This window comes from Rhizobium atlanticum (assembly GCF_030182485.1).
Classification (GTDB): Bacteria; Pseudomonadota; Alphaproteobacteria; order Rhizobiales; family Rhizobiaceae; genus Rhizobium.
On record NZ_JAQJCJ010000009.1, the window covers coordinates 166,286 to 180,027 of the forward strand.

At 60.5% G+C, this 13,742-nt stretch carries 13 protein-coding genes and 1 tRNA gene; 7 read left to right on the forward strand and 7 right to left on the reverse strand.

Features of this window, described 5'->3' with window-relative positions; translation table 11 throughout:
• Positions 1 to 250 precede the first annotated feature (250 nt).
• Positions 251 to 2,239, forward strand: a complete 1,989-nt coding sequence (locus tag PH551_RS15275; RefSeq protein ID WP_285193607.1) for a bifunctional 2',3'-cyclic-nucleotide 2'-phosphodiesterase/3'-nucleotidase — start codon at positions 251 to 253, stop codon at positions 2,237 to 2,239.
• 39 nt (positions 2,240 to 2,278) lie between these two features.
• Here the strand turns inward: PH551_RS15275 and PH551_RS15280 are convergent, their stop codons facing one another.
• Positions 2,279 to 3,247, reverse strand: a complete 969-nt coding sequence (locus PH551_RS15280; RefSeq protein ID WP_285193608.1) for a LysR family transcriptional regulator — start codon at positions 3,245 to 3,247, stop codon at positions 2,279 to 2,281.
• Between the two features lie 139 nt (positions 3,248 to 3,386).
• Between PH551_RS15280 and PH551_RS15285 the strand changes: the two genes are divergently transcribed.
• Entirely contained in the window at positions 3,387 to 4,001 is a 615-nt protein-coding gene (locus PH551_RS15285) for an FMN-dependent NADH-azoreductase (RefSeq protein ID WP_064802027.1), read from the forward strand.
• 48 nt (positions 4,002 to 4,049) lie between these two features.
• On the opposite strand, the gene PH551_RS15290 is transcribed toward PH551_RS15285, so the two are convergent.
• Entirely contained in the window at positions 4,050 to 4,625 is a 576-nt protein-coding gene (locus PH551_RS15290) for a TetR/AcrR family transcriptional regulator (protein ID WP_285193609.1), read from the reverse strand.
• Between the two features lie 105 nt (positions 4,626 to 4,730).
• Here PH551_RS15290 and PH551_RS15295 point away from each other — a divergent pair, with 105 nt between their 5' ends.
• Positions 4,731 to 5,507, forward strand: a complete 777-nt coding sequence (locus PH551_RS15295; protein ID WP_285193610.1) for an SDR family oxidoreductase — start codon at positions 4,731 to 4,733, stop codon at positions 5,505 to 5,507.
• Positions 5,508 to 5,733: 226 nt separating this feature from the next.
• Here PH551_RS15295 and PH551_RS15300 read toward each other — a convergent pair whose 3' ends face one another.
• The 3 genes from PH551_RS15300 to ilvA form a co-directional block, all read right to left on the reverse strand.
• Positions 5,734 to 7,005 (reverse strand): GGDEF domain-containing protein, encoded by a 1,272-nt coding sequence (locus tag PH551_RS15300; RefSeq protein ID WP_285193611.1) that lies wholly within the window; start codon positions 7,003 to 7,005, stop codon positions 5,734 to 5,736.
• A 253-nt stretch (positions 7,006 to 7,258) separates the two neighbouring features.
• Positions 7,259 to 7,585 carry an HlyU family transcriptional regulator gene (locus PH551_RS15305; protein ID WP_285193612.1) on the reverse strand — a complete coding sequence of 109 codons (327 nt, stop codon included), beginning with the start codon at positions 7,583 to 7,585 and terminating at the stop codon, positions 7,259 to 7,261.
• Positions 7,586 to 7,622: 37 nt separating this feature from the next.
• Positions 7,623 to 8,873 carry a threonine ammonia-lyase gene (ilvA, locus tag PH551_RS15310; RefSeq protein ID WP_285193613.1) on the reverse strand — a complete coding sequence of 417 codons (1,251 nt, stop codon included), beginning with the start codon at positions 8,871 to 8,873 and terminating at the stop codon, positions 7,623 to 7,625.
• Between the two features lie 178 nt (positions 8,874 to 9,051).
• Between ilvA and PH551_RS15315 the strand changes: the two genes are divergently transcribed.
• Positions 9,052 to 9,426, forward strand: coding sequence for a VanZ family protein (locus PH551_RS15315; protein ID WP_085777879.1), 375 nt, complete (start codon positions 9,052 to 9,054; stop codon positions 9,424 to 9,426).
• Positions 9,427 to 9,821: 395 nt separating this feature from the next.
• On the opposite strand, the gene PH551_RS15320 is transcribed toward PH551_RS15315, so the two are convergent.
• Together PH551_RS15320 and wrbA are read right to left on the reverse strand one after the other, a co-directional pair.
• Positions 9,822 to 9,907, reverse strand: a tRNA-Leu gene (locus PH551_RS15320).
• Positions 9,908 to 10,120: 213 nt separating this feature from the next.
• Positions 10,121 to 10,717 (reverse strand): NAD(P)H:quinone oxidoreductase type IV, encoded by a 597-nt coding sequence (gene wrbA / locus PH551_RS15325; protein ID WP_085777878.1) that lies wholly within the window; start codon positions 10,715 to 10,717, stop codon positions 10,121 to 10,123.
• A gap of 278 nt (positions 10,718 to 10,995) precedes the next feature.
• Here wrbA and PH551_RS15330 point away from each other — a divergent pair, with 278 nt between their 5' ends.
• The 3 genes from PH551_RS15330 to gpt all read left to right on the forward strand — a co-directional run bounded on the left by PH551_RS15330 (position 10,996) and on the right by gpt (position 13,426).
• Positions 10,996 to 11,772, forward strand: coding sequence for a competence/damage-inducible protein A (locus tag PH551_RS15330; protein WP_285193614.1), 777 nt, complete (start codon positions 10,996 to 10,998; stop codon positions 11,770 to 11,772).
• Between the two features lie 94 nt (positions 11,773 to 11,866).
• Positions 11,867 to 12,709, forward strand: a complete 843-nt coding sequence (locus tag PH551_RS15335) for a universal stress protein (protein ID WP_285193615.1) — start codon at positions 11,867 to 11,869, stop codon at positions 12,707 to 12,709.
• A 216-nt stretch (positions 12,710 to 12,925) separates the two neighbouring features.
• Positions 12,926 to 13,426: a xanthine phosphoribosyltransferase gene (gpt, locus tag PH551_RS15340; RefSeq protein WP_285193616.1), complete on the forward strand. Its 501-nt coding sequence runs from the start codon at positions 12,926 to 12,928 to the stop codon at positions 13,424 to 13,426.
• The last annotated feature ends 316 nt before the right edge of the window (positions 13,427 to 13,742 follow it).

Here is a 13,742-nt window from a genome sequence, read left to right on the forward strand (position 1 = left end):
CGCCGTAAACGTCTCCGCGTTGTCTTCCGCACTGGACGCGTTGCCTCCGAAATCTTTGCCCTTTGCAATCACGACCCTGCTCGTGCCCCCTTCCCAAGGGATACGGCCCGAGACTACAAGTTGCGTTTCAAAACCATTGCGCCTTTGCCACTGATTGCTTGCCGTGCTGTCATTTTCGCAGTGTACTCCTCGCCAAATCGTCCTAATTCTGAGGAGCCGGACGATGCACGATCTTTGAAGGAGAGCTTCCATGTCTTCCATTTTCGACGTTGGCTTGATGAGCCGCCGTTCCTTGCTTGGCGGCCTTGCCGCCACCTCCGCCCTCGTGCTGCTGCACCCTTTCAGCGCGCGCGCCAGCGCCAACCAGGCGCATCTCCGGCTGATGGAAACGACGGACATTCACGTCAACGTCTTCCCCTATGACTATTATGCCGACAAGCCGAACGACACGATGGGTCTGGCGCGCACCGGAACGATCATCGACGCGATCCGCGCCGAGGCCATCAACTCGCTGCTGGTCGACAATGGCGACGTGCTGCAGGGCAATCCGATGGGCGACTATATGGCCTATCAGCACGGCATGAAGGACGGCGACGTCCATCCCGTGATCAAGGCGATGAACACTCTCGGCTATACCGTCGGCACGCTCGGAAATCACGAGTTCAACTACGGCCTCGACTTCATGTTCAAGGTGCTGTCGGGCGCCAACTTCCCCTTCGTCTGCGCCAACCTGACCAAAGGTCAGCTCGCCTCGGACCCGAAGCAGGACGACCTTTTCTTCAAACCCTACGTCATCGTGGAAAAGCAGATCAAGGACGGCGCCGGCGAGGAGAGCCCGGTCAAGATCGGCTTCATCGGCTTCGTGCCGCCGCAGATCATGCTCTGGGATATCAAGAACCTCGAGGGTAAGGCGCAGACGCGCGACATCGTCGAGGCCGCCAAAGCCTGGGTCCCGGCGATGAAGGAGGCAGGCGCCGATATCGTCATCGCACTCTCCCACTCCGGCATCGACGGAGCCGCGCCGTCCGACAAAATGGAAAACGCCTCGCTGCATCTGGCCGCCGTCGAGGGGATCGACGCGATCTTCACCGGTCACCAGCATCTCGTCTTCCCCGGCCCGAAGAGCTGGGACGGCATCGCCAATGCCGACCCGGTCAAGGGCACACTGCATGGCAAGCCCGCCGTGATGGCAGGCTTCTGGGGCTCGCATCTCGGCCTTATCGACCTGCTCTTGGAAAAGGACGGCAACAGCTGGAAGATCGTCGACTTCACCTCGGAAGCACGGCCGATCTATCATCGCGACGACAAGAAGAAAGTAGTTGCCGATTACGCCGACAAGAAAGAGGTGGTCGAGGCCGCCAAATCAGAGCATGAGGCGACGCTCGCCTATGTCCGCACGCCCGTCGGCAAGACCTCCGCGCCGCTCTATTCCTATTTCGCGCTCGTCGCCGACGATCCTTCCGTCCAGGTCGTCAGCCAGGCTCAAACCTGGTACATCAAGCAGATGCTCGCCGACACCGAATTCAAGGATCTGCCGGTGCTTTCGGCTGCGGCTCCCTTCAAGGCCGGCGGTCGCGGCGGCGCGGATTATTATACCGACGTTCCGGCCGGCGATATCGCCATCAAGAACGTCGCCGACCTCTACCTCTATCCGAACACGGTGCAGGCTGTCGCCATCACCGGCGCGCAAGTGAAGAACTGGCTCGAAATGTCGGCCGGCATGTTCAATCACATCAAAGCCGGATCGAAGGATGCGCCGCTGCTCAACAACGACTTCCCATCCTATAATTTCGATGTCATCGACGGGGTGACCTATCAGATCGACCTGTCGCAGCCGCCGAAATATGATTCCTCCGGCAAGGCCATCAATCCGGATGCAAACCGCATCCAGAATCTCACCTTCAATGGCAAGCCGATCGATCCGGCTCAGAAGTTCGTCGTCGTCACCAACAATTACCGCGCCGGCGGCGGCGGCAGTTTCCCAGAGATTGCAGCGGATAAGGTGATCTTCCAGGCGCCTGATACCAATCGCGACGTCATCGTCCGTTATGTCCACGACCAAGGCACGATCAATCCGTCGGCCGATGCGAACTGGACCTTCAAGCCGCTGCCGGGCACGACCGTTACCTTCGACAGCGGCCCGAAGGCAAAACAGTTCCTCGCTGCAGTCAAGAGCGTCAAGATCGAGGAAGCCGGCGACGGTGCCGACGGCTTCTCGAAGTTCCGGCTGGTCCTTTAAGCGCAGACAGACAGCGAAGGCGCGGCCACCGCGCCTTCGTCATTCGGCCGCAAGCGGTGAGACGGTGTCGCGCAGTTCCGCCATCTGGGCGTGGAAATCGGCTTGGTTGGGGCAGAAGGAAAGCCGGGTGCGGAACGCCTCGATCATCCAGGCAGCGGCAGGTCCGGGCGGGTTCGCGAGCTGGCGCATCGAATAGATGGCATACTCGCCCTGCTCATAGGCATCCAGATCGAGATGGACGAGCGCGCCGCTCCGCAAGTCGTCATGCAAGATCGAAGCCGGAAGACCGCCCCAGCCCAGCCCGGCCTTGATAAGCTGATGTTTCGTCGCGATATCACTGACACGCCAGGTCTTGTAGGACAGGACGTTGAAATCCCGCCCCTTCGTGCGGCCTGAGGCGTCGCTAACGACGAGTTGCACTTCCTCGCGCACGTCGCCGAGTGTCAAGGGCCGGCTGATTTGGGCAAGCGGATGGTTGGGCGCGGCAACGGGCAACATGAAGGAGTGGCCGATTCGCTCGGTGATGAGCGAATCATCTTGCTTGAGGACAGCGCCGCCGATGCCGATCGTCACCTTGCCCGTTAATATGAGATCCATGACCATTCCGAGCTCGCCGACGTTGAGGTTCAATGAAACGGTCGGAAACCTCTCGCGGAATTCGTGCAGCACGTCCACCACGGCCCGCGAGGGCACCATGACGCTGATGGCTACGGAAACTTCCGCTTCAAGCCCTTCCCTCAGGCTCTTGACGCGCGCCCGCATGACCTGCAGGTCACCCAGAATGCGACGCGCATCCTCGAGCATCGCCTTGCCCGCCTCGGTCAGCTTCGGCTGACGTGCGCCAGAACGCTCAAACAGCGCCACTTCGAGCTGCGCCTCCAAGTTGGCGATCGTATAGCTGATGACCGATTGCGCCCGGTTCAATGCCCGCGAAGCGGCCGAGAAGCTGCCGGTTTCGGCAACAGTCAAAAACACCTGCAATTGATCCAGGGTGGGGTTCGGAAGCATCTTCCATCCATTCCATCGATAGTTTCGATCGACATTATCTCCGTTTTTTCGATAGCAGGCCAGACTTATTTTCCTGTTCGACACCGCGGCTCATCTCCCAGCAACGAGCCGTTCCGTTCAATTCGAAAGGAAATGATCCATGTCGTCCATTCTTCTTCTGACGTCCAGCCCGCGTGCCGAATCGCTCTCGACCCCGATCGCCGCCGATCTCGCCGAGAAGCTGAAAAACCAGAAGCCGGGCAGCGTCGTCGTTCGCCGCGACCTTGCCGCCACGCCGCTGCCGCATATCGACGACCTCTTCACCGGCGCGATCCGCAAGCCGGCGGAAGCCCGCACCGCCGAAGAGATTGCAGCCATCAAGACCTCCGACGAACTGGTCGCCGAACTGTTTGCCGCCGACACGATCGTCATCAGCACCGGCTTGATCAACTTCAACATCTATTCGTCGCTGAAGACGTGGATCGACAATGTCGCCCGCGCCGGCGTGACCTTCAAGTACACGGAAAGCGGCCCGGTGGGCCTCGTAACCGGCAAGAAGGTTTATGTGGTGCTTGCTTCCGGCGGCGTCTACTCGCAGGGACCGGCTGCTCCTCTGAACCATGCCGTGCCTTACCTGAAATCGGTTCTCGGCTTCCTCGGCATCACCGATATCGAGACCATCTATGTCGAAGGCCTTGCTTTCGGCCCGGAAGCCGCCGAAAAGGCCATTGGCGCCGCCAAGTCGCGCGTCGAGGAAATCGCACTCGCAGCCTGATCGGCTTCCGAATCCTCCATTGAACGGCCGGCAGCTGCTGGCCGTTCGTCATTTGCCGATATCGGCGACGAAATCCCGGATCGTCTCCAGGATTTCGCCCGAAAGAGCCTCATCCGAGGAAACCCTGGCAAGGCCGACGCCGCCTGCCATCATGGCGAAAGCCATGATTGCCTTTCGCCGTCTTTCTCCTTCATTTGCTCCCGTGGCCTTGCCGGCCAATGCCTGGAAATTGCGTTCGAGCCGCTCCGTGGCAATGCGCCGCGCCTTCTCGCTGCTGCGCGCGATATCGGAGGTCAGCGCGGCGAAAGGGCAGCCTTCGCCCGGATTGTCGCGATGATAGGCGCTGACATAGCGATCGGCGACATCGGCAGCCGTCATCTTCGCGGGGTCCACACCCTCTGCTTCCAGCCTGCGCCCCCATGAATCGAAGGCGGATTCGATCGCCTCGGCGACGAGATCGTCACGGGAGGCGAAGTGCTTGTAGAAGCCGCCGACGGTCAGCCCGGCCTCCTTCATCAGGTCGGCGACGCCGATGCCTTCCAACCCCTCTTCGCGCAACCGCTTTGACGCAGTCTCGACGATTTTCTCGTGCGTCTTCTGTTTTTCCAGCTGCGAACGGCCCATCGGACTCTCCCGTATTGCCTCTTGACTCATGTGGATTTCAATCATAATCCTTATAGATAACGATCGTAATCCAGATTGTTGTCATTTCCAAGAGGAGCATGAATCATGCGTCTAAGAAACAAGGTCGCCCTGATCACCGGCGGAAACAGCGGTATCGGTCTTGCGACTGCCAAAGTCTTCATCGACGAGGGTGCCAAGGTGGTGATCACCGGCCGCAACCCGGAAACGCTTGCCGCGGCCGAAAAGGCGCTTGGGACCGGTGTGCTGGCGCTGAAGGTCGATGTCACCGATGCCGTCGCCACCGAGAAGGCTTTTGCGGAAGCGGCCGCGAAGGTCGGTAAGTTCGACATCGTCTTCGCCAACGCCGGCATCGGCGGCGCAACACCGCTCGGTGACACATCGCCGGAGCAGTTCAATCGGATCATCAACACCAACCTGACCGCAGTGTTCTTCACCGTGCAAGCGGCCCTGCCGCATCTCAGCGACGGCAGCTCGGTGATCCTCAACGGCTCGGTGCATGCCGTGCTCGGCGCTCCCGGCTGGTCGGCCTATGCGGCGACGAAGGCTGCGGTGCGCGCCATGACGCGCAATATGGCGTCGGAACTTGCGCCGCGCGGCATCCGCGTCAACCAGGTGACGCCAGGCGGCACGAAGACGCCGATCTGGTCGCCGATGGCACCAACGGAAGATGCGATGTCGGCGCTCGAGGCTCGCATGGGCGGCCTGAGCCCGCTCGGCCGCATGAGCGAAGCCGAGGAAATCGCCAAGGCAGCGCTCTATCTCGCCTCGAACGATTCTGCCAACGTCACCGGCATAGAAATCACCGTCGATGGCGGCATGACGAGCGCGCCGTCGGGCGCCAAGATCTTCCGTGCCGCCTGACTGCAGCAGGGGTTGGCAAAACCTGCCCAGCCCCCGCTCCCTGCGCAGCCAGCCTTGCTACGGCTACTTTATCTCAACTCTTACGCATGGCGCGGGTGAGCAATACGAAATAGGACGATTGCCACATTGAGGGTGGCAAAAACCATAGGCTTGAAGGAATCTGTTCGATTTCTCGACATCCCAAACACCGCAACGCCGCGCTGCGGTGGGTGACGCGACCCGCCGCCTAACTTGATTGCACCATGGCGGAGCGGCCGACGACGCAATTGCGGCCGCTTTTCTTTGCCGCGTAGAGCCTGCCGTCGGCGGCGGTGAGCACCGTCGTAAAGCTGATGCCGTCCTCGTCAGCGGTCGCAACGCCGATGCTGACCGTGACCGGTTTATCGTCCGGTGTTTTGACGCTGGTCTCGATCGTCCAGCGCAGGCGTTCGGCAAGGAGCAACCCTTCCTCATGGCTTGTGCCGGGGCAGACGGCGACGAATTCCTCGCCGCCGAAGCGGAAGATGCGGTCGCTGGACCGCAGCGTCGTGCCGAGACGGGCGGCTATCGCCCTCAGCACCTCATCGCCCTGAAGATGGCCATGACCATCGTTGACATCCTTGAAGTGATCGGCGTCAATAATGAGGACGGTGGCAAGCAGCCCCTGCCTCAAGGCCTCGCGCAGCATCACCGGCGCTTCGAGTTCCATGCGTGTACGGTCATAGACGCCGGTAAGCATATCGCGGCCGGTGCGCTCCAGAAGCTCGTTATAGCGCTCGCGAAATGTGAGATCACCGAAGACGTCGCTGATGGAGCGCGCGGCGGCGTCAGCGCCAAGGCGGCGGATTCGATATTCATAGATAGCAAACATCGCCCCATAAAGGCAGACGGAGAGCATCTTCGCCTTCCAGCCACCCCAGAATACGGCGACCGGAACATCGAGGAAATAGTGCAGCGCGGCGAAGAAGCCGACCTGATCGAAAGTCAGCAGCACAAAGCCGGAGATCATGAAACGCAGGACGACACGCCTGCGGAAGAAATCGCCGAGTTTTTCATAGAGCAGGATGATGCCGAGCGAATCGACATAGAGTAGCGCCGTGCCCCAGATCATCAGCCAGCCCATCTCCTTCAGGAAATCGACGTCGGGCGTGTGGTTCGACGACAGCTGCAGCGGCTGGTGCAACTGCAGCACCCAGGCGATGCCGACGGTCAGCAGATTGCCGAGAAACAGGCCGTAGATCGGCTGGCGCACCGTCGCGGCATCCTCCCACAGATACAGCATCAGGATCATCATCAGCTTGCCGGAGAAGAAGACAGATGAGCCCGGCGACACATCGCCGAACGGCAGCGAGACGTAAAAGACCGCCGCCAGATAAGTCTCCATGAAATGCATGACGCCGAGCGCCGTCAGAAAGACGCCGAGGCCAAGCCGATGGCGGAAATGCAGAAGCGTCACCATCAGCACGAAATAGGCGATGGCTTCGACGACGAAGAGCGCGAGGTTGAGTGCCTCCATCACGGCACCGAGACGTCCGGGAGGCGTCTTCGCGGCCGGGCGGGCACTGCGATCACGACAGCGGATCCTTTGATCGATCGTCTGAAAAATTGAAGCACAAGAGCGGCCCCGCAAATCCTGCAAGCGATAGCTTTCGCCGCAATCCTTTAAGATTGCGTGTGCAAGATCACATGACCGGAGTCAGAACCGAGGACATACGATTGAAAGGGAGGAAAATTCCCGCGATATCCGGCACCGGTCCGGCCGGGATCATGTTTCAGACCTGACGGATCTTCTCGCCATCACCGAAGAGTGACGATCCATGCTGATCGATAATCTGTTGCGCCTTGCGCACCGTGCATTCGATCGCGTCGTCGGAGGAGGAAAACATATCGGCGCGGATGAAATTGCGCACCAGCACCTCGTCGCCGACCTTCTTTTCGATACGGCCGGCAAGGCGATACTGACTGCCCTCCTTGCGCGGCTCCGCATAGATCGTGCAATCGCCATAAAGCTGCGGCTCGCCGGACGGGGCTGCCGCCTCACCGGCCGGTTTGCCGCCGCCGGAGAACATCGAAAAGAGATTTGAAATGAACGAAGCCATGTCGTGTCTCTAGCACGACGCCCTTCCGATCGCCAAGTCAAATGATCAGGTTAGCGACGATCTCGTTTTCGGTGATATCTTCGTAACCCATGCCGGAAGCTTCGAAATTTGCAACCAGCCGGGCAAAATTCTCAGGCGCCTTGGTTTCGATGCCGATCAGGATGGAGCCGAAGTTGCGCGCCGATTTTTTCAGATATTCGAAGCGGGCGATATCGTCGTCGGGGCCGAGCAGATTGAGGAAATCCCGGAGCGCTCCCGGACGTTGGGCCAGCCTGAGGATAAAGTATTTCTTCAGGCCTGCGTAACGCATGGCTCTTTCCTTTACGTCAGGCAGGCGCTCGAAATCGAAATTGCCGCCGGAGACGACGGCGACGATGGTCTTGCCGCGGATCGGTTGGGCGTCCATCGCGGCGATTGCCGTCAGCGACAGGGCGCCCGCCGGCTCCAGCACGACGCCCTCGACGTTCAGCATCTCCTGGATGGTGACGCAGATGGCGTTTTCCGGCATCAGCTGCACTTGGCTTGCCGGAAAATCGCGAAGGGCGGCGAAATTCAGGTCGCCGATGCGGGCGACCGCTGCGCCGTCAACGAAATTGTCGACCTTGGCGAGCGTCGTCACCTTGCCTGCCTCGATGCTGCGCCTGAGGCTTGGCGCACCGGCCGGTTCGGCGAAGACGAAGGCCGATTTCGGCACGATGCCCTCGAGATAGCCGGTGATGCCGGCGGCCAGTCCACCGCCGCCGACGGGCAGAACGACCATATCGGGCACGGTTCCCTCGGGCAGCTGCTGCATGATCTCGGCAGCGACCGTCGCCTGCCCCTCGATGATATCGGCGTGGTCGAAGGGCGGCACCATGACGCCGCCGACCGCCTCGACATGCTCGCGCGCCGCCTGATAGCACTGATCGAAAAAGTCGCCGAACAGCCGGATAGTGATGAATTCAGCGCCGAACATGCGGGTCTTGTCGATTTTCTGCTGCGGCGTCGTCACCGGCATGAAGACGACGCCCGGCACGCCGAAATGACGGCAGACATAGGCAAAGCCTTGGGCGTGGTTGCCGGCCGAGGCACAGACGAAGGTCTTGCCGGCCGCCCCCTGCCCGATCGCCTTGCGGAAAAAATTGAAGGCGCCGCGGATCTTATAGGAGCGCACCGGCGACAGATCCTCGCGCTTCAGCCAAATATCGGCACCGTAGCGGGCCGAGAGATGGTCATTGAGCTGCAGCGGCGTTGCCGGAAAGAGGCTGCGCATTGCCTCTTCGGCGCTTTCGACGTCAAGTCTCGTCACGGGCGTGGTCCATTCTCATGATTGGTCACCGCCGCTATGGCACAGGCCGGCGGCTAAAGGAAAGGTTGAATGACTGGCCGGCTCAGCCCATAGAGCCTTTCTTAAGCCAATTGCAAAATCGGCGGCAGATGAACTGATTTTAACTGTCAATGGAAAGGCCTGCCACTTATATGGAGCGATGATGATCTTCAAATTCGCAAGACCGCTCGCCTGGCTGCTGCTCGCCCTCATCCTGTTTGTCACGGTTTCGCCGATCGGGCTGAGACCGGATACGGTGACGACGGTCGATGCGGACCGCGGCACCGCCTATGTTCTGCTCGGCCTTGCCTTTGCGCTCGCCTATCCGAAGCAGTGGAAACTGGTGGCCGTGCTGCTGATCATTGGGGCGGTCGCCATCGAATATCTGCAGTATTTCGCGCCGACCCGCCATCCGCGCCTGCATGACGCAGGCATCAAGGCCATGGGCGCTGCCCTCGGCCTCGCTGCCGGCTGGGTGATCAACAGATGGCGCGAGAGCAGAGCTCCAAACAGCCTGCCTTTCACAGAACGCTGACTATTGCGGATCAGAAACCCGGCAAATCCGTTGCCCAGAAAAACAGCGGTATCGCAGCCACAACAGTTGCAAGAACAAATGCGACGCTCGTCCTGAAGATCCGGACGCGCCGAACCCTGGTCCCGCTCCAATCGTAAACCATCGTCTTACTCCCACAAGACAACACTTACTCTACCGCCGCGGCGCAATCCTTGCACCGAAAATGTCATTGTCAAGCAATAACGCGCTCTTACGCGCAAGATACAGGCATATTCCAACAGGATTATAACGATTGTTGCAGCTAACCGGGGCATTATCGAACCGGTCCGCCTTCGTTCCTGACGGTACTACGGCGCGACAAACTTCGCTTGGCTGCTCTCTTCGGCTCGCCGAGCCGAAGCTCACAGTGCTTAGGCTGGTGCGGGCGACGGGGATCGAACCCGTATAGCCTAAGGCCGAGGGATTTTAAGTCCCTTGCGTCTACCAGTTTCGCCACGCCCGCTTGCGGCGTTTTCAATATCTTGCGTCATGGGCAATGGGAAGAGCCGTGGGGCCTAAAAATAATTTCGGCTCTTCCGGCAGCGTCACGGAATGAATGGGCAGGTATTTTAACGCGAAAGTGACTGTCGGCGCAGCTCGTTTCGTCTGGCCCGAGAAACTGAAAAAGGCGCGGCGGGCTCACGCCCATCGCGCCTTCATCATTTACGCATCGAGATCAGGCGAGCTTGGCAGCGAGCCGGGCGACATGGGCGCCCTGGTATTTGGCGCCTTCGAGTTCGATCTCGGAAGGCTGGCGCGAACCGTCGCCGTTGGTGATGGTGGAGGCGCCGTAAGGCGAGCCGCCCTTGACTTCCTCAGTGCCCATCTGGCCCTGGAAGGCGTAAGGCAGACCGGCGACGACCATGCCCTGGTGCAGGAAGGTGGGGATGAAGCCGAGGATGGTCGATTCTTGGCCGCCATGCTGGGTCGCCGAAGAGGTGAAGACCGAACCGATCTTGCCGACGAGCTTGCCGGTGAACCAAAGGCCGCCCGTCTGGTCCCAGAAATTGCGCATCTGAGAGGCGACCGTGCCGAAGCGGGTGCCGGCGCCGACGATGATTGCGTCATAATCCGTCAGTTCATCGACGGTGGCGATCGGCGCGGCCTGGTCGATCTTGTAGTGAGAGGCCTTGGCGACCTCTTCCGGTACCAGTTCCGGGACGCGCTTGACGGTGACGTCGGCACCAGCCGACCTCGCGCCTTCAGCAACGGCATAGGCCATGGTTTCGATATGGCCATAGGCCGAGTAATAAAGAACGAGAACTTTCGCCATCTTCCATTTTCCTTGAAACAGCGGGGAATTTCGCAACGGGCGGATTTCTACCAGCGCCCAGGGCCGAAGGCAGCCCTGCGCGGGAGAACTCAGTGTTCAACGTGCGTAGACGAAAATTCGCTTGCGGTTCTGATTTGGCGCGAAAGTGACGCATCGGCTCGTTCTAAAGAGCATGGTATCGTCCGAAATCGCTCATGCTTTTCGGCATTACGCGCGCGTGTTTGCAAAGCAGCCTGAGGGCGCTACCTATTGACCAGCCTCACACCACGGAACATCCTATGAGCCATGACACCGTCGTCACCGCCGCCATGCTCGCCATCGGCGACGAACTCCTTTCCGGCCGCACAAAGGACAAGAATATCGGCCACCTCGCCGATCTGCTCACCCTGTCCGGCATCGATCTCAAGGAAGTGCGAATCGTCGCCGACGACGAGCAGGCGATCGTCGAGGCGCTGAATGCGCTTCGCGCTCGCTATGACTACGTCTTCACCTCGGGCGGCATCGGGCCGACGCATGACGACATCACCGCCGATGCGATCGCCAAGGCTTTCGGCCTGCCCTGCGAATATGACGAAGCGGCGATGACGCTGCTGGCCGATATGTACCGTCGCCGCGAGATGGAATTCACCGAGGCGCGCCAGCGCATGGCGCGCATGCCGCGGGGTGCCGCTCATATCCCCAATCCGGTGTCGACGGCACCCGGCTTCATCATCGGCAATGTCTATGTCATGGCCGGCGTGCCGCAGGTCTTTCAGGCGATGGTCGACAATGTGCTGCCGACGCTTCGGACCGGCACGCCGGTTCTCTCGCTCGCCATCGCCTGCCCTTATGGCGAAGGTGATATCGGCACGCCCCTTGCCGCGATCCAGAAAGCGCATCCGGATACCAGCATCGGTTCCTACCCGCGTTATATCGGCCAGAGATTCTCGACCGAGATCGTCGTGCGCGGCCGCGCGCAGGCGGCAATCGATGCGGCCGGCGCCGAGGTCCACGCGATGATCGACGCCATCCGCCGGAACAAGGAGATCGCAGAAAACCATTCCGCCGAGGCATGAGAAGCCGGACTTGATCCCCGTCAAGGAAGAACGGGAGAACGGTCTGGTGCATTCCGTCCCTCGCGCACGTCATTTCAGCGCAAGGAGAATTGATATGTCTTACAAAACTATTCTCGCCATTCTCGATACGGCAGACAATAGCGCCGCCGTTGCCGATTTTGCCTTTGCCGTTGCCGCCGAAGGCGGTGCTCACGTGATCGGCCTGCATGCCGAAACCATACCGGCCGTGCCGCTGGTGGCGCCGATGGAAATTCCCGATCCCGTCGCCGTCCAGGCGCTGCAGGATATGGCGCATAGTGAAACGGTCGCCGTGGAACGCATCTTTCGCGCCAAAGCGCAGGCCGCCGACGCCTCCTCGGAATGGCGCAGCTTTGCCACCTCAACCGGCTACGGTTCCGCACCGCTGATTGAAAGCGCCCGCAGCGCCGATCTTCTGATCGCATCGCAGGCCGACCCGGCCAACCCCTCCGACAGCCATGTCGACGTCGACGGCTTCCTCTTCGAAGCCGGCCGGCCGGTGCTGATAATCCCTTATGTCATCCGCCAGCCGAAGCCGATCAAGCGCGTGCTGATCGCCTGGAACGGCTCGAAGGAGGCGGCGCGCGCGACCTTCGATGCGCTGCCCTTCCTGAAAGCGGCCGAGGAAGTGGAGATTTTTTCGGTCGACCCGGCCGATACGGCCCTGCAGTCGCCGCTCTCACCAGGCGCCGAGATCGCCGCCGCACTTGCACGCCATGGCGTGAAGACGACGCTTGCGACGGGCCACAGCGTCGACAGGAATACCTCGCATGTCATCGAAAACCGGCTGTCGGACAGCAGCATCGATCTTCTCGTCATGGGCGCCTATACCCATTCCCGGCTTTGGCAGGCGATCTTCGGCGGCACGACGAAGAGCCTGCTGCAATCAATGACGGCGCTGACCCTGTTGTCGCGATGAGCGGCTCCTCTTGCGTTTTACCGGCAAATCCCGCTAATTGCTGCGACCGATGAAGGCTTCGAGCCCCGGCCACGTCTCGCGCAGTAGCACGTGCGATCTCGCGCAGCAGCTTGCGATCTCACGCAGTTCCGGCTGCGCGATTTGCGTTTTGCCGCTGAAGCCGTCCGGTCGCCGGTCAACGGCGTTTCGTCTCTATTCATGCCGCGGAGCAGCCCGATGTCCCTTCCCGATAAAGCCTTTCCCGTTTCCTGGGATCAATTCCACCGCGATGCGCGCGCCCTTGCCTGGCGGCTTGCCGGCCTCGATCAAGCCTTCAAGGCGATCGTCTGCATCACCCGCGGCGGCCTGGTGCCGGCCGCGATCATCTCCCGGGAACTGAACATCCGGCTGATCGAGACAGTCTGCATCGCCTCTTATCATGACTATGTGAATCAGGGCGACATGGTGCTGCTCAAGGGAATTGCGCCCGAGCTTACTGAAAACGGTGGCGAAGGCGTGCTCGTCGTCGACGATCTGACGGATACCGGCAAAACCGCGGCGCAGGTTCGCACCATGCTGCCGAACGCGCATTTCGCCTGCGTCTACGCCAAGCCGAAGGGTGTGCCGACTGTCGACACCTTCATCACCGAGGTCAGCCAGGACACCTGGATCTATTTCCCCTGGGACATGGCCTTCACCTACCAGGAACCGATCGCCAAGGGCGCTGGCGCGCGCTGATCGCCGCAAACCCGAATTGCGCCGCCATCCTCGGCGCACTTTGGACAGCGCTGATTTCCTCAGCGAATCGGCAAGCGCATTTGCACCGGAAATGCCATCACAAGATTTGCCGCAGGACACTTTTTTGCCGCTGCGGCACTTTCCTTAGCCGGCAACGTCCGCAAGTCATTGTATTTTCAGCGCTCCCCGGCTTTCCCCAATCTCCACAGGCGCGTCCACAAGATGTTGTGGTTACCATTCAATTAAAAACCAGCCCTTGACGGAATCAGCGGTTTCAAACTTTACTGTTCCTGATGTTGCGGCGGCGACAGGACCG